Here is a 21,689-nt window from a genome sequence, read left to right as displayed (position 1 = left end):
GCGTGGCTGGAGCAGCCCCACCACGTCGAGTTCGGGCGACGGACGATGCCGATCCGCCGCCCCGGGTGGAAATCCGCCGGCCAGGGACGGTACGCGCCCGGCACCCTGGGTGCATGCACGAGGTTCCGAACCGCCAGATCCGCGCGGCCCACACCGCCGACACCGTCACCGTCTACCAGGCGTACTCCCCCAGGCTGGGGGTCCCCGCTGCCCGCGACGGACGATTCCCGGCGGCCTGGAAGCGGGAACGGATGACGTGGATCAAGCCGTCGTTCCTGTGGATGATGTACCGCTGCGGCTGGGCCCGCAAGACCGACCAGGAGACGGTCCTGGCCGTCGAGATCACCCGCGCGGGCTTCGACCACGCGCTGCGCCACGCCTGCCTCTCGCACCACGAACACGGCACGCATCCCGACGCGGCGACCTGGAAACGGGCCCTGCGGGACAGCTCCGCCCGCGTCCAATGGGACCCGGAACGCGATCTGCATCTGAACCCGCTGCCCCATCGCTCGCTCCAACTGGGCCTGTCCGGGCCCCTCTCGCGTGCGTACGCCGACGAATGGACGGTCGCCATCCGCGACATCACCCCGCGAGTACGGGAGATTCACGACCTGGTCCGCGCCGGCGAGGACGCGGCTGCGCGGGCCCTCCTTCCGGTGGAGACCCCCTACCCGGCGGGCCCGCTGCCTCACCTCGGCGCGTAGTCGATTCGCCCCGACTCCCATGGCCGAACCTCCGCGAGCCGGCGGCTCACCACCCGGTGCGGGAGCACGTCGAGGTGCGTGCGGTCGTCCCCCCGATCAACCCGCCCTGCCCGACGGGGCTCCTTCCGCGGCGCCCACGGCGTTTCGGTCGGCGCCCGCCCGGGTGGCGAGGTCCAACAGTTCGTCCACCGTCCACTGGTCGTAGACGTGTTGCCCGTACTTGGCCGCGAGCACCCGCCCGTCCGGGCCGATCAGCAGATCCGCGGGCAACCCCAGCCGACCGCCGACCGGCCGCGACGACGGCAGTCGCTCCCGACGGCGCAGGACAGCGACGGACGAGCGGGCCACGGAGCGCAGCACCGGCCACCAGGCTCGTGGGTTCAGGAGCGAGCGCGGCGAGGCCTCGACGCCGAACTCCCGATACAGCCGCTGCTCCGGGTCGGCGATCACCGCGAAGGGGAGATCGCCGACGTGCGGGAGGAGTTCACTGGCGGGCGAATGGAAGAGCACCACCTCGCGGATCCCGGCGGCCTCGATCTCCTCGTGCCGCCGGACGATCGAGCGCAGGTGGAGGTGACAGACGGGGCAACCGGCGAAGCGTCGGAACTGGAGGTGGACCAGCCGGCCGGGCTCCGGCGGCAGGGCCACCGGCTCCCCGGAGACGGCCGTGAGGTGGTGGGTGGGCACGGTGGATCCGGCTTCGAGCATGGGAACCCCTCCCTCGACAGGCGTAGGCGTATGCCGTACGCCTACCTCCCAGCGTAGGTGTATCCCGTACGCTGTCAACCGTCATGCCACGTCCCCGCTCGCTCACCCCGGACCAGGCGGCCGCGGCCGCACTCGCCGTCATCGACCGCGACGGCCTCGCCGGGCTCTCCATGCGCGCCGTCGCCGCGGAGCTCGACATGAGCACCATGGCGCTGTACCGGTACGTCCGCGACCGCGAGGAACTCGAAGCCCTCGTCGTCGAACTGGTTCTCAGCGGCGTCGACAGCACCCCGCCGCCGGCCACCGAGGTCTGGCACGATCGGATCACCGTCCTCGTCGCCCGGCTGCGCGACACCGTCGCCGCCCATCCGGCGATCCTGCCGCTCACCCCCACCCACCGACACCGCTCCCCGAGCGTGCTGCGCTGGTCCGAGACCGTGCTCGGGGTGCTCGGCGAAGCGGGCATCGAGGCCGAGGACCGGGTCATCGCCCTGCGCGCGCTCCTCGCCTACGTGGTCGGCGCGATCCAGCAGGAACACCTCGGCCCCCTCGCGGGCACGGGGACCGCCGCCATCGCCGCGCTCCCCGCAGACGAGTTCCCGCACCTGACCGCGACCGCGCGTGAAGCCCGCTCCCTCACCCCCGACCGCGAGTTCAGCGGCGGCCTGGACCTCCTGCTGCGCGGGCTGGGCGCGAGAAGCGCCCCGTAGGGCGGAAGTTCCGGCGTGCGCCCGGGCTCGGCCCAGGGCCGCGTTCCCGTCCTGCCGCGGTCAGCGTGTGAGGTCCTGTTCGGTCCAGACCGTCTTTCCTCCGGGGGTGTGGCGGGTGCCCCAGCGCTGGGCGAGCTGGGCGACGATGAACAGGCCGCGGCCGCCTTCGTCGACGGCGCGGGCGTGGCGCAGGTGGGGGCTGGTGGTGCTCGTGTCGTGAACTTCGCAGGTGAGTGTGCGGTCCTTGATGAGGCGTAGCCGCAGGGGCGGGTTGCCGTGGCGGAGGGCGTTGGTGACCAGTTCGCTGACGATCAGTTCGGTGGCGGCCGCGGTGTCGTCGTCCACGTTCCAGCCCTTGAGCGTTCGGCGTGCGTGTCTGCGGGCGGTGGCGACCTCGGTGAGGTCGTCGGCCAGGTCCCAGGTGGCCGTGGCGTGGGCGGGGAACGCGTGCGTGCGAGCGAGCAGGAGAACCGCGTCGCCGTCGCGACTGCCGGGCCCGAGTGCGTACAGGGCGTCGTCGCACAGATCCTGCAGGGATCGGCCGGGGCGGGCGAGTACCTCGCGGAGAACGCCCGGGCCCCAGGGGTCCTCGGTACCGGTTCGGGCCGCGGTGAGGAGCCGGGGGGTGTAGAGGGCGAGGGTGCTGCCCTCGGCGAGGGCGACGGTCGTGGTGGCGAAGGGCCAGCCTTCACCACCCAGTGCGGGCCCGACGGCGAGCCCCGCCGTTTCGGTGCCCCCGTCGGGACGGATGATCACCGGCGGCGTCGGCTGGCCGGCGCAGGCGAACGTGCAGGTGCGGGTGAAGGGGTCGTACACCGCGTAGAGGCAGCTCGCGGAGAGCGGCTGCCTGTACATCGGATCACCGGTGGGTTGCGCCGCGCGTTCGGCCGCCAGGAAGCGGGCCGTGTCGTCGAGGCGTGCGAGGAGTTCGTCCGGTTCCAGGTCCAGTGCGGCCAGCGAGTGAATGACCGTGCGCAACTGCCCCATGGTGGTCGCGGTGTGGATGCCGTGTCCGGCGACGTTGCCCACGACCAGGGCGGTGCGCGCGCCCGACAGGGCGATCGCGTCGAACCAGCCGCCACCCCCTTCGCCGCCGGGGAGGTGCAGATGGGCCGTCTCGACGGTGCTCTGCCCCATGGGATGGCGCGGCAGCAGGTGGCGTTGGACCGTGGCCGCGATGGTGTGCTCGCGGGTGAAACGGCGGGCGTTGTCGATGCAGAGGGCGGTGTGGGCGCTCACCTGACGCGCGAGACCGAGGTCGCCCTGGGCGAAGGGGTCGGACTCTCCGATGCGATAGAGGCTCACCAGACCCAGGATCCTGCCCCGCAGGGCCAGAGGGGCCACGAGCAGGCTGTGGGCTCCCGCGGAACGGATCGCGCCGGCCCTCTTCGGGTCGGCCCCCAGCCAGGGGGTGTCATCGCCCAGGGCAACGATCCTGGGCCTGAGGTCGATCAGGGTCTGGCTGTAGGGAGTGGGGTGGCCGAGACTCCGCACGTCGCCCACCGGATGGGCTTGGGCCTGCCGGCGACCGCCGCGTGCCTGGAACGCGGCGCGGCGCAGCGGCACGTCCTGGGCGAGCGGGCCCGTCGGGGGCTCCTCGCCGCGCACCACCGCCTCCACCACCTCCACGACGGCGATGTCGGCGAAGGTAGGGACCAGGGCGTCCGCCAGCTCCTGACACGTGGCGATCACGTCGAGGGTCTGCCCCACACGCTCGCGCACCCCGTCGAGGACCCGCAGCCGGGCCCGCGCCTCCTGCGGTTCCGTGACGTCGACCGCGGCGACCGCCACCCCCAGAACCGTCCCCCGCTCGTCACTGAGGCGGAAGACGGAAACCGAACGCGTCCGCTCCCGACCTCGATCGGAGTCCAGCCGCGAACGCACCAGGTGCTCTCGCACCGGCACTCCGGTCTCCAACACGCCGCGAATCATCCGCGTCACCTCCCCGAGCGAGGTCAGGCCGGTGAAGACGTCGGCGAAAGACCGCCCCAGCAGTCCCTCGACGGGAACGGTGTGCATGGACCGCGTGGCGGTGTTGATCCGCACCAGCCTGAGTTCCGTGTCCAGGACGTGAAGCCCCACCGGCGACTGGGTGAACAGGGCGTCCAACACCGCCAGGTCCACGTCCCCCGGAACGCTCCGCCTCGCTTGACGGGACGGATCCTCGTGCGTCACCGCGATCACCTCCGCGCCCAGCCTGCCCGACCGGCGTGCCGGTGACCCTCCGCAGAGCCGTCAAGTAGCTCAATCAGCTCCGCCCGGTCCGAGGCCGGCCCGGGGCCGAGTTCACACGCCGCTCCCCCGGCTCCGGCGTCCGGGTATCGGTACTCGAACGTTCGGATGTGACGCACGTGAACCGTTCGGTCCCGGCGGCAGCCCGCCGCCGGGGCCCGTCCGGCGAGAGGGCCGCCGTTGAAGGGCCCTCGTCAGGGTGTCGGCTGGGCGGCCCGGCCCCTGCGGACCAGGCCGACCGCCAGGTCGGCCAACAGGAAGACCAGCAGCGTCACTCCCAGCACCGGCATCGCCCAGCCCAGCGCGGCCACCAGGGGCGCCCCCACCAACAGGACGGGAATCGGCAGGCGGCGCCACGTTCCGCGGGCCGGGGCTCGGCCCAGGGCGGCCTTGCCGTCCGCGCGGGTGGGTCGGCGCTGCCACCACATGCGGTAGCCCCACACGATCACCAGGACCAGACCGAGCGCGATGACGGCCAGCACGATCTGATTGAGGACACCGAACAGGACGCCCATGTGACCCTGCACGCCGAGCTTGCTGAGCTTCGCCGGCAGCGGGTAGTCGGCCCACCGGCTGTGCGAGGTGACCTTGCCCGTACCGGCGTCCACGGCGACCTGGTCGTAGTGCACCGGCCAGACGTTGTCCTTCTGCGCCACGACCCAGGCGCTGGAGGCGTCCGCGGCGGGCTTCACCTCGACGGTGCCGCCCAGCCCGGCGTCCCGAGCCGCGGCGAGTGCCGCTTCGAACGCGGCCGGATCCGGCTCCTCGCTCTTCTCGCTGCCGTGATCGCCGCCGTGGGCGGCGTGTTCCCCGCCTTCACCCGTGGCCGGCGGTCGGGTCCCGGGCAGCGTCGTGTCGAGTTCGGGGGCATGTCCCTTGGTGGCGTCCAGCAGTTGCCCGAAACGCTCGCCCGCGTAGTGGGACCAGGTCAGACCGGTGGCACTCAGGAAGAACAGGCCGAGCGCGAGCCAGACTCCGGTGGCTGCGTGGAAGCTGCGCGTCCGGCGCACTCCGCGCGCGGCCCGGTCCGGGAGCAGCACGCCACGGGTGGACCGGGCGCGTTGTCCCCGGCTGCGACCGACCCACAGTACGAGGCCGCCGGCGACGACCACCCAGAGCCAACTGGCCGCGACCTCGGAGTAGAGGCGGCCCGTCTCGCCGAGGTGCAGGTTGCGGTGCAGGTCGTCGAGCCAGGTGGTCAGCGGTGTCGACCCGAACCAGGTGGTGAGTTCGCCTTGCACCTTCGCGGTGTAGGGGTCGACGAAGACGGTGCGCTGCTTCTCGCCGAGTTCGGGCAGGGCCAGCACGACGCGTGTGGTGTCCTCGGGCTCGGCCGGCGTGGTCACGGAGGCGAGCGCGCCCTCCGGGTGCGCGGCACGGGCCGCGGTGATCTGCGCGGACAGCGGTCGGGCCTGCTCGCCGACCTCCTCGACCTGGAGCCGGTCGCCGTAGACGAGCTGGTCGAGCTGCGGGGTGAAGGTGTAGATCAGTCCGGTGAGGGCCGCGACGAGCAGGAACGGGGCGACGAACACCCCGGCGTAGAAGTGCATCCTCACCAACAGGGCGCGCACACCCTGCCGGGAACGCCCGGGAGAGGGATCCTGCGCCGGCGCTGCCGGTCTGAGCGGTTCGTGATCGGTGGTTGATGTCACGTGCGTTCCCCCATGGGTGCGGCGGAGCCGAGGAGTGTGACGGGAGCCGCGGCGGTGCGGAAGTCTCGAGGGTTCTGGCCGGATCGGGCGAACCGTGCTCGCCCCCGGTTGCGGCAACCGCGTCGCATGCCCATCACCTCGTGTCCCCGCCCGCCGTGGTCCTGTCCGGAATGACGAGGCGCCGGACGCCTGGTCCGGCTGCCTCTCCCCGGTAGTCGGATGGGAACCCCATCTGGTTTCCGCCACTTTCAGGGAACCGAAAGCGGCGAAGGCGCAGGCGGCGCGAATGCACCCGGCGGCGGCGTGGCCGGAAACCGTGCGGACCGTGTCCAACGGGGCGGGTCCGGATGACCGGGGGGCCACGCGGGCCGGTGTCCGAAACTTCGCAACCCGACGGACAACGAGCGAGCCGAACGCACGAGCCCGGACACCGGACAGGGCCGCTGACCGAGCGCCCGGATGGGGCATGCGCGGCGGTCCGCATACGATTCCGGCATGCTGAGCGAATTCCTGTGGGCGGGCGCCTTCGTGGCATTCATCTGGTGCCTCGTGGCGGCCGTCAGACGCGCGGCCCGCGGTGACCGTTGGATGCGCTGGACCCTGCTTCTGGCCGTGTTGACCGGCACGCAGTACCTGGTGGGGCTGACGCACCTGCTGGTCCTGGACATGGGCGAGGCGTGCGAACTCACCCTCCACACACGCTTCGACCCCGAGGACCACGTCGAGACGCTGCTCCCGCTGTCGAAGACCTGCAACGCGGACGTCGATCTCGTCCCCGGATACGTGAACCCCGCCCTCGCCGTCCTCGCCTCCGCGACACTGGTGGCCGCGGCCGGAACGGCCACGCGCGCGGTACGCCTGCCGGGCCGTTCCCAGCGACGTTGACAGCCGAGCCCCCCTCCTGGGGGGCGAACCTGCGGGCCGTCGCCTTCCGCGGCTCGCCACCGTCAGGTCGGGCCTGGACGTGTGTGGGCCACAACGCCCGGCCGCCCGGCAGGCGCTTCGCGAGGCCTGTTCCGCTCGGGCCCGTTATCAGTCGGCGAGCATGCCGCTGCGCAGGCGGGCCAAGGTCCTGGACAGGAGGCGCGATACCTGCATCTGGGAGATGCCGAGTTCGGCGCCGATCTCGGCCTGCGTCATCTCCTGGGCGAAGCGCATCCGCAGGATCCGTCGGTCGCGTTCGCCGAGCTCTCGCAGGAGGGGGGCGAGGGTGTGGAAGTCCTCGAAACGGTCCATGGCGGGGTCGACGTCGCCGACCGTGTCGGCCGGTGGCCGGCTGTCGGTACCCGCAGCGGACCGCTCCTCCGTGTTGCCGGCGGCGTCGAGGGAGGCGCTGTTGTACGCGTTGGCGGCCACCAGCCCCTCGATGACGGTCCCTTCGGAGAGTCTGAGGTATTCGGCGACTTCCCTCACCACCGGCGCTCTGCCCAGGATCTCGGTCAGGGCCTCCTGGCATCTGGCGAGTTCGGGGCGCAGTTCCTGGAGGCGGCGCGGGACGTGTACGGCCCAGGTGGTGTCACGGAAGTACCGTTTGATCTCGCCCGTGATGTAGGGCAGGGCGAGGGTGGAGAACTCGACGTGCCGGCCGGGGTCGAAGCGGTCGACGGCCTTGATGAGGCCGATGGTGCCGACCTGGATGAGGTCCTCGAACTCGACGCATCCGTTGGCCTGGGAGCGAAAGGGCGCTGCCGCGTAACGGACCAGCGAGATGTTCATCTCGATGAGAGTGTTGCGGGCGTACTGGTACTCGCGCGTTCCCTCCTCCGACGACCTCAGCCGGATCAGGAACAGACGGGACAGCTCCCTCGCGTCGGCGGGCGCCACCTGGAGGGGCTCGTCGATCCGGGGCAGGCTCCCTTCCGACCGGATGGCCGGGCACTCGCGCCGATCCGGGGCCCCCATGACCGCCTCGCGCCGGGAGTTGACGGCCAGGGGGTGAGGCATGAGAGCAGTCCTCCTGAACGAATGGGGTGCCCGGAGCGGGGGTGCCGGGGGCGGGGGTGCCGGGGGCGAGGGTGCCCGGAGCCGGGTTCGTGGAGCCGCGTGCCCGCACGGTTCCCGGTTACACCGGATAACTCCCGGTACACCGGCGAGCTCCCGGTCCAGGCGCACCGCTCCACCGCCGGGCCCTGATGACGCGGTGCGGCCCGTCGTAGTAGCCGCCCACCTGACGGTGGTAGTCCGCGTTCCCGAGGTGCTTGTCCTTGTCGAACTCGGGAGCGTTCTTGATCTGCTCCTTCGTGCGATCGACATGGATCTTCTTCTCGTCCGCGTCGATCCGACCGACCGTCCCGGCCGGCAGGAGAACCTCCTTGCCGAAGATCCACGGACCGGTGTCCACCACGATGTACGCCGAACCGACCTCGTCGGAATGCTTGTCGACCTTGCCGATGGAGCCGTCCGTCGCCTCGACCTTGTAGCCCGTCAGGTCCGCCCCGGCCAGACGACCGGACGTCTCGCGGTAACCCCACACATTCTCAGTCATACGAAGAACTCCCTCACCAACTCGAAAACAACGGAGGCTTTCTCCCGGCACGTTCACCACCGGAGAGGCGCCGTTCCGCCACAACACCGCCTGCCCCCGAGAACCGCACCCACACACCCGGGAACACCCTTTTCCCGATTCACCCGACGCGGCAGACACACCATCGAACGAAAAGCACCCCCGAACACGACTGTGGGGCCCGCCCCGGAAAGGACGAACCCCACAACACGCGCGATTTGAAGACGGAAGACCCGCCTACCAGCGATACCAGCGGCCACTCCCACCCTTGGGACGGGCCACGAACCCGACGAGCCACAGCACCAGAACGGCGATGGCGACCCACCAAAGGATCTTCACCGCGAAACCGGCACCGAAAAGAATCAGAGCGAGCAGAAGAACAAGAAGCAGGGGAACCATGATTATCAACCTCCGAACAACCGAATGCCCCCACACCCCCAAGCCATGCACACCGGACTTACCTGTTTCTTATCGACGCGGACGGGCAGCAGAATGGCCCGGCCCTGCCGACAGCGCGACAGCCCGACAGCCCGACAGCCCGACGACCCGAGGACCCCCTGGGCGCGCGGTGAACCCTCCCTGACCAGCGGTGAAGTCGGCGCCACGCTCACCGGCGAGCTGACCGGCGCCGGAGCCCCCGCGCCCGTGGCCCAGGCCCTGATGGAGGCCAAGGACGCGATGGCGACGGGCATTTCACCCGTCGGCGCCCTCACGCCCTCCCCGCTGAGGTCGGCGGTGGCCGAGGGGGCCGGCCAGGCGTCCGTGAACGGCGTGCACACCGCCGCACCCGCGTGGCGCGCACGGCGGCGGGCGGGGCGGGTCAGGCGGCAGGTCCCCGGGGGAAGGCCCACGGGCGAGGTTCGGGCCGGCCCGAAGCACGAGTTTCCCGGCCCACACCGGTCGCGCCACGGCCTCCATCGTCCCTTCCGCCGGCCGCGCCGTCCCCCGACCCTTGTCTCGCCGGGACACGGGTCGGTCCCTCCTCACGTTGCCACGAGTCGTGACGGACCGCATCAGCGCGCGACGGAAGGTCATCATCGGTGCTCCGGAGCGCCGACCTGCGGGCGGGGGCCGGCGGCGCCATCATGAGTCCCGAGCGTCGCTCATCAAGGCTCGATACCGATCACGTCTGGAGTTGTGCCGTGCTCGAACGCAAGCGCCGCAAGGACCGCACCGAGGTCACCTTCGTCCTGCCCGCCGAGACCCCGCCGGGCCCGGTCAGTGTCGTGGGCGATTTCAACGCCTGGACTCCCGGCACCCACGAGCTGCGGCCGCGCCCCGACGGTACCCGCGCCGTCACCGTCGCCCTGCCCCCGAAGGCCGACCACTCCTTCCGTTACCTGGCCGCCGGCGACTACTGGTTCAACGACGACACCGTCGACGGCCGGCACGACGGAAACAGCCACCTCACCACCTGAAGGGGCCCGACCGGCCCCATGGGACGGCCACCGGCCCGCGCGACGCGCCGGCGGGAGATCGACCTCGCCGTCGCCGTCGCCTCGGCCGCACCGCGACCGGCACACGGGCCGGCTGCCTGGGCTTCGTCCTGGCGCTCCGCAGCCCTTTGTCGATCACGTTCGGCAGGGTGGCCCTCCTGCTCTTGGCCGAGAGCGCGACGGACGTCCGCGGCGCTGTCGAGGCGGCGGCGCCGAGGTGGCGGGTTTCGGATCCCGGCCCGCGGGACTCCCGGTCCGCGAGTCGCAGTCGGTGAGGGCGAGGAGCCCGGCGGTGTGACGTGCCACCGTGGTCGGCCCGGCCGGCCGGCCACGTGCCAGGAATCGGGATCCTCCGGCTGTGCCTGGCGGGCGTCACACCGACCGGCGGGATGCCGGCGTGGAGGACCCGCGGTCCGGTGCGGCCGTACGCGGTCGGCACCCGGCCGCGGGACGGCGTCTGGATGCGCACCGTGGTGCGCGCTCACGCCGGCCTTCTCGAACCGGTCCTCGCTGAGATCCCACTGTCCGGCCCTGCGGAAACACCAGTGGGGGAAGTCGCCTGTCCGGCCTGCCGGTATCTCACCGCCGAGGGCGACCGCCACCTGGGACGGGCTCATCCCGAACGCCCAGCGATGTGGTCAACCACGTGTCTTCCGCTGTCCGCCGGACGTCCAAACGGCGTGGTGGGGGCGGGCGTTGTCGCCCCGCGGGCCACCTGGAGCGCGCACTGGGGCCAACCACGACTCCACAGGGCCAAGTGGATGGCTGGGTCTCAGGCGGCCACGGCGCCGAGGGCGATGCCGTCTTGAGTGCGCATCGGGACATCGTGGCCGCCGGGAGACGCGTACGAGGGCTCCGTGACGGCCCTGTGACATGCGACGCCATGGGGATGCCGGGCTCTTGCGCCCGACCGGCGCGTGGCCGTGTGCCCGGTCACGGGACGGTGGTGGTGGACCACGAGCCGTCGAAGAGCAGTCTCACGAGGTCACCCGAGGCCGATCCGTACCGGTGGGTCCGTCCCCCCGGGGCGGTGACCTCGATGGCGATGCCGAGGATCCGCGCGGCGGCGGCCACGTCGGCGGAGGCCTCGCCCCCGGGCCGGCCCGCGGCGTCGGCACGGCGCCCGAGCAGCCAGCGGAGGTGTTGGAGGGGCGTGAGACCCAGTTCGTCGACGGTCAGCGAACCGCCGAGCAGCACCGCGTGGGCGGCCTGACCGGCGGTCAGACTCACGTCCGTGCGGGCGAGGTCCGCCACGGGCACGGGTTGGCCGCGGTTCAACAGGCGTCTGCCGCTCTCGTCGCCGAGTGCCGCCAGCAGTGCCTCCTCGAAGGACGTCCCCTGATCGTCCGGTCCGTTCCGCCCGGGGGGCGTTCCGGTGTCCGCCGGGGTGGGAGCGGCGCCGGTACCCGTTTCGGCTGCTGCCGTGACCTCGCGCGGCACCGGCAGCGGCACCGGCGCCCGGCGGGGCTCCCGCTCCTGCGGCGTCGGCGCGGTGGGAGCGGGGCGCGGGGTGTCCTTGAACGGCCGGTCGCTACCGGTTCCCTCGACGGCGGACGAACGAACGGCGGACGAACGAACGGTGGGCGCGGCGGTCGGCGGGGCGGCCTCCGGTACCGGAGGCGGCGGGCGCACGGGATCCGGGACGGCGAGGCGGTAGTGGCGGTCGTCCAGGACGAGGACCACGTGGGGGCGGTCGGTCTCCGGGGGCTCGACGAGGCCCTGGAGGCGGCCCGAGCCCGGTCGGTCGCCCGGGGTGAAGGTCTGGAAGGTTCCGTCGCCGAGGACCACGGTCACGTCGATGCCGAAGGTACGGGCGGCGAGGAGCGGGAGGAGGTCGGCGGCGGCGTGGTCCCACCCGGTGTCGTCGTCGGCGTCGCCGCGTCTGTTCAACTGGGCGGTCCCGAGGGCGGCGCGGGCGGTGGCGTCCAGGCGGACGGCGTGCGGGACGACGCCGAGTTGGTCGAACTCGCGGCGGCCGGGCGTGCCGGCGGTGAGGTCCGGGGCCGGGCCGGTGGCGTCGATCTCGGCGGCGGTGAAGACGTCGGTGTCGTCCGGGGCCATGGCGGCCAGGAGGTCGGCGTCGGCGGGGTCGGTCAGGCGGGCGGCGAGGAGCCGGCGCAGGGCTCGGGGGGTCCCCGGGTCGGCCGGGTCGATGCCGTGCCGGGCCCGGAGGGCGGGCGCGGTCCTGGCCAGGCCTTCGGCGAGCGCGTGGAAGAAGGCGTCGCCGTCCCGGGGCACCTCGTGCACGGTGTACGCGAGGTGGTCGGGCGAGGTCAGCCGTGCGCCGTCGGTGGACGGGGTGTAGCGGGGTGTCGGGGGCCGTACGGCGGTGGCCGGCGGCGGGGGCTTCGGCGGAGCCGCGTACGTCACCGGGGCCGGTTCGGGGAGGCCGTCGAGGCGCCGGCGGCCTTCGGCGGTGGCGTGGAGCCGGTGCCAGCGGGTGAGCCGGTCGGTGGCGGCGCGTACCCGGTGGAACTCGGCGGCGGCGGTCTCCGCCGTCCGGGCGAGGGCGTCGAGTTCGGCCCGGCGGGTGTCGAAGGCCCGGTCGGCCGCGTCGGTTCGGGCGGTCGCCCGGGCGAGGGCGGCGCGGGCGGCTTCGTCGGCGCGGGCGGGCCCGGTGAGGCGCCGCGCGGCGGCCGTCTGTCGGGCGCGGGCTTCGGTGGTCCTTCGGTCGGCGGCGGTGCGCAGTGCGGTCGCGGTCCGCCGGGCCCGTTCGGGCCCGGAACCGGGGTCCGCGGCAGGCGGAGCGAGCCCGGCACCGGCGGGGGCCGGGGTGATCGCGGGCTGGGCGGTCGCCGGCGGTGCGGCCCGTTCGGCGGCGGCGAGTGCGGGGCCGGCGGCGGCGTGCAGAGCGCGCGCGGTGGTGACGCGTCGGGCGGCGGCCTCTCGGAGCGCGGTGGCGGTGCGCCGGGCGGCGGTGAGGCCCTCCTCGGCCTGGTGCACGGCGTCCGGGTCGGTGTCGGTGTCGCCGCCGGGCAGGGCGGCCCAGCCGTGGAGGGAGTCCAGGACCTCCCGGGCGGCGTCCTCGGTGGCCCGGGCGGTGCGCTCGGCCCGCTCGGCGTCCGCCTCGGCCCGCCGCAGGGCGGTGGACGCGGCGTCGAGGGCGTCGGCGGCGCTGTCCAGGGCGGTCGCCGCGGCGCGGTCCCGTACGGCGTCGGCCTCGGCACGGGCCAGGGCGGTGTCGGCGGTCTCGGAGGCGTCCAGGAGGGGGGCGAGGCGGCGGGCGGTGCCCTCGGCGGCGGTGCGGGCGGGGCCGAGGGCGGCCCGGGCCGCGTCCCGCCGCTCGCGCAGTCCGGTCGAGGCGCGGCGCTTCTTCCAGTACGCCTGGTCCGCCTCGGTCCAGGCCTTGGCCGCCTTGCCGGTGGCGTCCCAGGCGGCGGAGACCCGGGCGGGAAAGCCGGTGTCGTCGATCAGGCCGAGTTCCCGGGCGACGTCGTCGCGGATCCAGGCCAGGGCGTAGGTCCGGGAGGAGACGGCCTTGGGGCCGCGCGGCGGGTGGCCGAAGGTTCCGGCGAGGAACCTGCCGAGGCCGCTGTCCTTGATGCCGCGGTGGACCTCGGCGACGCTCAACCAGTCCGTGGGGACGGCGAACAGGAAGGCCCGGCCGGTCTTGGGTTTGACGTTGAGCGAGGAGAGCCGGTCCTCGCCGACCGGGGCGCCGTCGCCGTCCGCGCCGTTCGGGCCGGTGGTGTTCGCGGCGAGGGGGTTGAGGCCGGTGTCCTCGGTGCGGATCGCGACGCCCCCGCCGAACGCGGAGTCCTGGGCGTTCTCGTGGCTCACGGAGGTGCCGACGCCCTCGGCGCTCTCACGCAGGACCTCGAGTTTCTTGCCGTCGGCGACGGACAGCAGGATCGCCCGGGAGAAGTCCGGTTTCGCGTGCAGGGAGAGCCGGGCGGAGTCGGTGCCGGCCGGGTTGCGGTGGGTGAGGCCGGGGACCTCGTATCCGGCCGGGGTGAGGGCCTGGTCGTAGAAGGTGGAAAGCGCCGTGTCGGTGGTGCCGTCCTCCAGGGTCTGCGCGGCGCCGCCGCCGGGCCGGGTGAGGGCGGTTCCGGCGGCCCGGGACAGGAGTTCACCGCGCCGCTCCCGTGTGACGTCGGCGTCGTCGAGGTCGCCGAGGTCGAGCCCGTAGGCCTCGCCGATGGCGCGCAGGCCGGCCTCCCGGACGTGTTCCAGACCGACGATCCGGCGGACGTGGAAGCCGTTCTCGGGAAAGGTGAACGGCCGTGCGGTGCCGTCTCCGTGGAGGGTGTCGGGGCCGAGGAGTTCCGGGCGCGGGCCGGACCGGGGCCGCGTGGCGACGGTGAGGTCGGGTGGGTCGAGCCGGGGGTCGGGTGCGGGGTCGGCGGGGTCGGGGTCCGGGGCCATCAGGCTGAGCGGTACGTGTTCGCGCAGGTCGCCGATGGCTCCGGTGGTGGAGATCCGCTGCCTGCCGGCGAACCGGCGCAGCGCGGTACGGGCGGCTGCGGACCCGGCGTTCGGGCCCGCTGTCCCGGGGGGTTGCGGGGCGTCGTCGAACTCCAGGGTGAGGCGCAGCCGGTAGGGGGTGGTGGTCTCGGCGTGCGGTTCGGTGGACGCCGCCCGGTAGGTGGTGCCGGTGGAGGCGGAAAGGGCGGTCGACACCGAGCGGCGCGAGGTGCCGGTCTCGGTGTAGGTGGGTCCGGAGGCGACCGCGGTGGGGTCGCCGGTGTACACGCTTTCGCCGACGAGTACGCCGATGTCCCGGCCGGAGGTGAACTCGGCTCCCTCCTGGCGGGTTTCGACGGCCCGCCGGTTCTCCTCCATCTCGGTGCCGTGGTCGAGCATCCGCAGGACGGGCGTGCCGGGCAGGAGTTCCACTCGTACCCGGGCCCGGCGGCCGCCGATCCGGGCGCCGCCCCAGCCCCAACCGCCGGTCCGGGCCGGCGCGCTCGTGCCCGTTCCGGTCATCTCGCGGTGCAGGGCGCGCAGGACGCGGGAGGTCACGTGCCGGCGGACGTCCTCCCGGGCGTCGTCGTCGAGGCCCAGTTCGCGCACCTTCGCCTGGAAGGCGGCGAGGACGTCGGTCGGGTCGAGGGTGTTGACGGGGTACGTGCCGAAGGAGTTGCCGCGCGTCCAGGGTTGCGGGGACCAGCTCTTGGCGGTGTAGCGGGGTACGTCTCCCATGCCGTCGTCGAGGATCCCCAGCAGGTGGGCGCTCTTCTCCGGCACGTGCGCGAGCCAGCCGCCGGGAACGGTGGTGACCGACCCGGCGGCGCCGGCGAAGGACGAGGGGACGAGGGGAAGCCGGGCGGCGGTGGTTCCGAGCATGCTGGACACCATCGCGGTCCCGTGCTCGACCGTGCCGGTGATCAGGACCTGGTGGCCGAAGCTCTTGAGGTTGAGGTCGGCGACGACGCTGCGGGTGAGGGTCCGGCTGAGTTGCGTGCTCTCGGACCAGGGGTTGACGACGAACCCGTAGGCGCCGAGGGGGCCGCGGGCGTTGGCGTGCGGTTTGGCGTAGGTGAGCTGTCCGCCGAAGGAGTGCGTGACGCTCCGCCCGGTCTTTCCGGTCGCCTGGGTCGAGCTGCCGAGGACCATCTCGGTGTCCATCTCGACCGGGCCGGTCAGCGCGTGGATCCCGCGGACCGCCGTGTAGTGCCGGAAGGTGCCCCACAGGGTGCCGTACGGCGGTTTGCCCATCAGGCCGGCCAGGGCGAAGCCGAGCGGTCCGGAGCTCTGGTCGAAGTTGGCGGTGGCGTACTGCGGTTGGAAGGCCCGCATGACGGCTTCCCGGGCCGGGGCGCCCTCGTGGGCGAACTGCCAGGATCCGCCGGAGGCGGTGCGCATGACGTCGGCGACGGCGTCGACCAGTGTGGGTGGCACGAGGACGGTGACGGTGAGGAAGGGGTGGTGCTGGAGGTCCCGGAAGAGGCGGTCGCCGCGCCGGTCCGCCCGGCCTCCGGCGTCGGGGTCGCCGGTCTCCGTGAGGTTCCCGGTGGCGAGGGCGTGGGCCCGGCGGCGGGGCATGGGCGTGCTCGCCGGTGGGCCGGCGAGGGCGCGGTACGGGTTGGGGGCGCCGGGGCGGTGCGGGTCGACCGCGGGGGCGTGCCGATCGGGGATGCTGATCAGGACCTGCCCGGTGATCGGGCCCCCGCGGACGGGGATGCCGTGCGGTCCGGTGCCGATCAGTCGGGTTCGGGGGCGCTGGAAGACGAACGGCTGGGTGCCGAGGAGCCCGAGGGTGGCGACGCCGCGCAGCATTCCGCGGAAGCGCCAGTATCCGCCGTGGCTCACGCTGAGCGCGAGGTCGTAGCGGTAGAGGTGGGAGGGCTTGGTGCTCACCGACATCGGCTCGTTGGTGGCGGAGGAGCCGTGCCCGGATTCGGAGTCGTGCCGGACCGTGCTCCGCCAGCCGAGGGAGAGCACTCCGGCGTTGTCGGGGGCGCCGATGCTCTCGCCGGCTCCCGGGTCCGGGTCGCGGAAGGCGAGTTGGAGGTCGGCTCCGCCGCCCGTCGTGCGCGTGCGGCTCTCCTGGCCGTCCAGCCGTTGGCCGCCGGGGGCGCTGTGCCGCAGCTTCAGGTCGTCCTGGCGGCCCTCGTACCGGCGGTTGGTCAGTTCGCCGTGCACCCAGACGTGGCGGTGGCCTTGGCCGAAAGTGCCGGGTTCGGTGAGCCGGATGCGGATGCCGGTGGTGGTCAGGGCTTCCAGGCCCGCGGCCAGGCTCAGATGAGAGAGGGCGGTCAGGACGGTCAGTGTGTTCGACAGGGCGCTCTGGTAGGCGTCGGCGTCGTTCCACGGGGAGGCGGGGCGGGGCGGTCCGAGCGGCCCGGCGCTCCCGCCGGCGGCCCGGGCCCTGGCGAGGAGGCTTCGGCGGACGGGCGGGGCGAGTCCGTCGAGGGGGGCGACCATTCCGGGGTGGGTCTGGGCGAGGACGGTCAGGACCGTGTCGGCGAACGCGTCCAGGAGGGTGCGGGGGCGGCCGTCGACCTCGTGGGTGCGGCGGCCGTCGGCGTGGGCGAACTCCTCGACGCGGTGCATGCCGAGGGTGGGCGGGTGGTCGGGGGTGAGGTAGGCCGGGGCGAAGGGTTCGGGCAGGCCGTGTCGGAGTGCCAGGGTCGTTCCGTCGTCCCAGCCGGCGAGTCTGCGGGCCTCCGTGCGGGTCATCCGGTCCAGGCTCCAGGTGTGGAAGCGCTCGGCCGGGGCGCCGCTGCCGGCGTGGCGCACGTACACCGTCTTGCGGACCAGGTACAGGGCGGTGGGGGCGCCCTTGACCTGGCCGGAGGTCTTGAGTCCGCCGAAGCCGCCGAGTGCGGTGGTGCGGGACACGGAGAAGAGGTGGCGGAAGGCCGGGCCGAACTGGAGGCGCAGGTTGAGGACGTCGCCGCCCAGGTCGAGGAAGTTGAAGGCGGGGCCGAGCACACCGTCGATGCCGAGGTTGACGCCCTTGGTCAGGGAGCGGTCGTTGCGGACGGTGGAGGTGGCGATGTCGCGCAGTTCGGCGTCCGGGGTCTCCGTGACGAGGGTGGCGCGGACGGGCACCACGCGCTCGACCACGAAGACGCCGAGGGGGGTGCGGCGCCGGTCGTCCGCGAACAGGGGTGCGGTGGTCAGTCGTCCGGCGGCCAGCATCCGGGCGTGCCGCTGGAAGGAGTCGCCGGAGAAGAAGGCGTCCAGTTCCTGATGGGCGGAGCTGCCGGGCGCGGCGCCGATCCGGGCGGCGGCCCAGTCCCGGATGCGGCTGACGGGGCCGAAGCCCTCGGTGCGCACCAGCCGGTACTGCGTCTGGTGGTCCATGGCGATCGTGCGGGGTGTCCGGCCCGGCTTGGACGGCTTCACGGCGCTGTCCGGCAGGCGCAGGGCCAGTCCGTCGCGGACGGTGAAGCCGACCTGCGCCGCGCGTGCCGGGCCGGCGGTCCCCGGCGGCGTCGGTTCGGTGATCAGGCGGCCGTCGGCGTCGGTGACCCGGAGGGTGAGGTGGAGGTCGTCCAGGTAGACGTGGGAGCCGTCGAGGGTACGCGTCTCCGCCTGCGCGGAGGCCTGGTCGGTGTGGCCGTGGCCCACTTTGGTGCCGAACCCGCCGCGCAGGGTGAGCCGGCCGAAGCCACCGAACGCGGCGGCGGAGGACGGCCCGAGGAACGGTCCGCCCAGGCCCAGTTGTGTCGAGGACCGCACACTGCTGTTCCGGCCGGCCTGGACGGTGGCCCGGTCCATCGTGTCGATCTTGGTCGGGCTGCCGTAGGTGTCGGCGAACCGTTCCCAGTTCCCGTGGTGGCGGGCGGTGACGTGCAGGATCCGGGCCTGGCCGGCGGCGTTGGTGTACGGGAGGGCAAGCCCGCCGATCAGGGCGCGGGGGCGTCGGCGCAGGGCCGCGCGGAGATCCGCCAGGGGGCCGGCGCCGGCGGGTGAGCCGGCTTCGGGTGCCGTGGGCCGCAGGGACGCGTCGCGCCGCAGCAGGGTCTCGGCTTCGGCGGCGATCAGCTCGGCACCGCGCAGGACGACGCTGCTCTGGCCGAACGTCGCCGGTTGGGAGAGGAGTTCCTCCATCAGGTCGGCGGGGGCGTCCGTGAGCAGGGAGGCCAGGTCGTCGACGTACGCGGGGATGCCCGTCCCGTCCGGGAACAGGGTGCGCCCGCCCCTGGCGGCCGGCGCCGGGGCGCCCCGGTCCAGCCGGGGCGGGCGGGTCCCGTCCAGGCGGTTGCCGGTACCGGTGGCGGGGGTGGAGACGATCGGCGTGATGGAGACGGTCGGCGTGATGGAGGGGGTCGCCGTGGTGGAGGGGGCAGGCGGCGCCGGTACGGACGGGATCGCTGTGGGGGGAGCGGGTGGGACGGGAGCGGTCCCGGTGACGGGTGTCTGTCCGGTCGTGGTCGGTGGCGGCTCCGCGGGCCGGGGTGCGCGCGGCTCCGCGCCCCGGGGGCCGCCCATGGTACGGATGGGCCGCGCGGCCCTCTCGGGAGCGGGTTCGCCGGGCGGGTGGTCGTCGGTGAGATCACCGATGTGGGCGGCCAGGAGACTCAGGTGGCGGCCGCGCAGCCCTCCCTGCGGGAGCCCGGCCGGAGCGGGCCGGGTGTAGTCGCCGAGCAGACTGCCGGGGATGTCCGGACGCCCGGTGGCGTCGTCACCCCGGGCCTCGTCGCGCAGCCCGAGTTGGTGGGCGATCTCGTGGGCGTAGTCGACGGGGTCCGCGTCCGCCCACCAGTCCGTACGGGTCATCGGTTGGTCGTGACCGACCAGGGTGACCGTGAGTCCGTTGGGGTGCGGGTCCTCGGCCGTCTGCTCGACGGTGACATGGAGGCGACCACCGTCCGGCAGTCGGTGCGCCGGCTCGTTGAAGTACGCCTCGACCCCGCCCCGCACCTTGTCCCAGACGGCCGCCGGCAGGCCCCCGGGACCGGTGGCGACGCGGACGGTCAGGTCCGTGACCAGGTCGCCGTCGAGGGCGACCTGACGGACCTCGAACTTGGACCGCACCACGTACCGGGTGCTCTCCCCGGGTCGCTCGGGATCTGCGGGCGTGGACACGGGGTCGACCCAGGTGTGTGCGCGCGTGACCGGGGGTACGGCGGCCCGCGCGGCCTCCCAGATCGCGTTCCCGGTCAGAGGGGTGGCGGCGGGCGCGGGACGGATGACGGTGCCGGGGGCCCGAGTGTCGTCCGGCGCGTCGTCCGCCGTGCTGTCCGGCGCGTCGTCCGCCGTCTTCTCTTCCCCGTCGGCCTCCGTCTGCTGTTCGCGCGCCGCCGCCCGACCCTGCCCGCCCTCCGCTTCGGGTTCGGGCGCGCCCGCGTCCCCGCGGGTCCGGGGGGCGCCCGCGTCCCGGCCGGCGTTCGACGCGTCGGGAGTGGCGCGGGGATCCGTGCCGCTGTCGGGGGCGTGACCGGACGACGTGGGACGCGGTGCGCCGGACCCCGGGTCCGCCCCCGTTCCCCCCGAAGCCGACACTCCTTCCTCCTCCGCGCCCGCGCCGGCACCGGCACCGGGAAGGGAACCGACCCCAGGGCGAGTGGAGTCGACGGTGCGGGGCGCGGGGAGCTCCGGGGTTTCATCGCCGGGGCCGTCGGCGTGGGTTCCCGTGCCCGCAGGCCGTTGCGGGCCTGTCGCCGCTTCCCTGAGCGCGGGCGGGGAAACCGGAAGCGGGGGGCCGACCGTCGAGGAACCCGGGCCGGGGGCCCAGGGGTCCCGAGGCCCGGCAGGAACCGGGGCCCCCGGGGTGGGGGTCGTGACTCCGGCCGTACGGCTCGTGGGACCTGGACGGGCCGGGTGGGGGCCGGGGTCGGCGGGGCTTTCACGGCCGGGGCCGCCGTACGCCACCGGGGCGCTCGACGTGAGGACGCGGGGCGGTGGACCGAGCGTGGCGGGCGTCGCAGGGGTGTGCGGCCATGGCGACGGGGCGGGCACGGGCGGACCGGCGACCTCGGGATCGGTGCCGGCCGCGATCGGTGCCGCGGAGGGCACCGGCACGGCGACCGGCACCGGGACCGGGAAAGCAGCGGGGACGGGCGGAACGGCGCCGCCCGAGGGGCGCGGTCCGCCCGTCCCCTCCGGACCACCGCGCCCGGGGGGCCGGTTGACGGACGAGGGATCACCGGAGCCGAGGTCCGAGAGGTACGCGCGGCGTAGCCAGAGGGCGCCGCCGCCGACGGCGCCCCCGGCGATCGTCTCGAACGCCGAACTGGTGCCGGATCCGACGAAGGTGTCCCACGAGAACTCCCAGGTTCCCTCGAAGGCGCCCTGGATCAGCGTCTCGCCGGCGGCCTCGCTGACCGCTCCGACGACGAACGCCTCCGCCACGTCGTTCACCCCGTCGAGCAGGGTCGTGAAGCGCGGATAATCCTTGGCGAAGCGGTCGAAGTCGTCGAAGGAGTGCTTGAACCAGTTCCGGAAGTGGTCGGCGGCTCCGCCGAGCGCACCGCCGAGCAGGCCGACGACCGCGCCGAAGGCGGCGGACTTGCCGACGTCCTTCCAGTCGATGCCGTCCGGTCGGCGGTCGTTCGGGTTCAGGGCGATCTGGGCGAGGCGCACGGCGAGGGTCTGCAGGGCCTCTTCGAGGGCTCCGGTGAGGCTGGGGGCGAGGTGGGTCATGCGCAGCAGCCGGTCCACGATGAGCAGGACGGCCAGCCGGCTCCGCGCCCTCGCCAGCATCATCTGGGAGACGGACGTGCCACCGGTGATCACGGCCAGCGCGGCCAGCACGGCGAGTTCGACGAGAAGGGCGATGATCTCGGCGATGATCTCCCACTTCGCCTGCTGGATGTTCATGGAGTGGTCGACCTGGCCCCGGGCGATGTCGTCGAGTTGGTCGGTCATCGCGTCGAGGTGGTTCACTCCCCCGTCGTCGGTGAGCAACGACAGGCCCCGGACATAGCGGTCCGCCACCTCCCGGGGCAGGGCGGTGGACGCTTCCGCGATGGAGGACCGGATCTCGTCACGCAGCTCCCTGATGCCCCGTCCGAGCCGCAGGTACAACTCACGGCTGTCGTAGGCGAGGTTCTCGCGGGCCTGGACCGGCATTTCGCCGATCAGCACCCAGAGCATCCGCCGAACGTCCTCCGGGAAGTCGATTTCCTGCATCTAACGCTCCGCCCGGCGTGTTCCGTCCGGCGTGTGCGCTCGACGGCGACCGGGGGGCGTGTCGTCCTGCGGCCCCGCTCGACGTTCTCCACCCCTGTCGGAGGGGAAGGGTGTGACGTTGTCTTGACGCACGGTCGGGCTCCGTCGGGTGGGCAGCGGTGTGCGGCGCCAGAGGGCCGGGGATCGCCCGATGCTAGGACGCGGGAAGACGGAGTACC

At 73.6% G+C, this 21,689-nt stretch carries 11 protein-coding genes; 4 read left to right on the top strand and 7 right to left on the bottom strand.

All coding sequences use genetic code 11. The features are described 5' to 3' along the window. Positions 1-113 precede the first annotated feature (113 nt). Positions 114-704 (top strand): DUF4291 domain-containing protein, encoded by a 591-nt coding sequence (locus ACFYW3_RS23500; protein ID WP_351758260.1) that lies wholly within the window; start codon positions 114-116, stop codon positions 702-704. A gap of 96 nt (positions 705-800) precedes the next feature. Here the strand turns inward: ACFYW3_RS23500 and ACFYW3_RS23495 are convergent, their stop codons facing one another. Continuing rightward, positions 801-1,412, bottom strand: a complete 612-nt coding sequence (locus ACFYW3_RS23495; protein WP_351758262.1) for a peroxiredoxin-like family protein — start codon at positions 1,410-1,412, stop codon at positions 801-803. 83 nt (positions 1,413-1,495) lie between these two features. On the opposite strand from ACFYW3_RS23495, the gene ACFYW3_RS23490 reads away from it, so the two are divergent. Continuing rightward, entirely contained in the window at positions 1,496-2,122 is a 627-nt protein-coding gene (locus tag ACFYW3_RS23490; RefSeq protein WP_389387208.1) for a TetR/AcrR family transcriptional regulator, read from the top strand. 60 nt (positions 2,123-2,182) lie between these two features. Here the strand turns inward: ACFYW3_RS23490 and ACFYW3_RS23485 are convergent, their stop codons facing one another. Further along, positions 2,183-4,297, bottom strand: a complete 2,115-nt coding sequence (locus ACFYW3_RS23485) for a SpoIIE family protein phosphatase (RefSeq protein ID WP_351758267.1) — start codon at positions 4,295-4,297, stop codon at positions 2,183-2,185. Positions 4,298-4,548: 251 nt separating this feature from the next. Then, positions 4,549-6,006, bottom strand: a complete 1,458-nt coding sequence (locus tag ACFYW3_RS23480; RefSeq protein WP_389387207.1) for a PepSY-associated TM helix domain-containing protein — start codon at positions 6,004-6,006, stop codon at positions 4,549-4,551. Positions 6,007-6,501: 495 nt separating this feature from the next. Here ACFYW3_RS23480 and ACFYW3_RS23475 point away from each other — a divergent pair, with 495 nt between their 5' ends. Next, complete coding sequence (locus ACFYW3_RS23475; protein ID WP_351758270.1) at positions 6,502-6,891, top strand: hypothetical protein; 390 nt, start codon at positions 6,502-6,504, stop codon at positions 6,889-6,891. Between the two features lie 147 nt (positions 6,892-7,038). On the opposite strand, the gene ACFYW3_RS23470 is transcribed toward ACFYW3_RS23475, so the two are convergent. From ACFYW3_RS23470 to ACFYW3_RS23460, 3 genes are all read right to left on the bottom strand, one after another. Continuing rightward, on the bottom strand, positions 7,039-7,950 hold the full coding sequence (locus ACFYW3_RS23470; protein WP_389387206.1) for a SigB/SigF/SigG family RNA polymerase sigma factor: 912 nt from the start codon (positions 7,948-7,950) through the stop codon (positions 7,039-7,041). 118 nt (positions 7,951-8,068) lie between these two features. Next, on the bottom strand, positions 8,069-8,491 hold the full coding sequence (locus tag ACFYW3_RS23465) for a PRC-barrel domain-containing protein (RefSeq protein WP_389387205.1): 423 nt from the start codon (positions 8,489-8,491) through the stop codon (positions 8,069-8,071). A gap of 255 nt (positions 8,492-8,746) precedes the next feature. Continuing rightward, positions 8,747-8,908: a hypothetical protein gene (locus tag ACFYW3_RS23460; protein ID WP_053676175.1), complete on the bottom strand. Its 162-nt coding sequence runs from the start codon at positions 8,906-8,908 to the stop codon at positions 8,747-8,749. A gap of 743 nt (positions 8,909-9,651) precedes the next feature. Between ACFYW3_RS23460 and ACFYW3_RS23455 the strand changes: the two genes are divergently transcribed. Further along, entirely contained in the window at positions 9,652-9,927 is a 276-nt protein-coding gene (locus ACFYW3_RS23455; RefSeq protein WP_389387204.1) for an isoamylase early set domain-containing protein, read from the top strand. A gap of 951 nt (positions 9,928-10,878) precedes the next feature. Here the strand turns inward: ACFYW3_RS23455 and ACFYW3_RS23450 are convergent. Next, positions 10,879-21,471, bottom strand: a complete 10,593-nt coding sequence (locus tag ACFYW3_RS23450; RefSeq protein ID WP_389387203.1) for a hypothetical protein — start codon at positions 21,469-21,471, stop codon at positions 10,879-10,881. Between the last annotated feature and the right edge of the window lie 218 nt (positions 21,472-21,689).

Source organism: Streptomyces sp. NPDC002602 (assembly GCF_042889445.1).
Taxonomy (GTDB): Bacteria; Actinomycetota; Actinomycetes; order Streptomycetales; family Streptomycetaceae; genus Streptomyces.
This window is presented reverse-complemented; position numbering and strand designations above follow the sequence as displayed.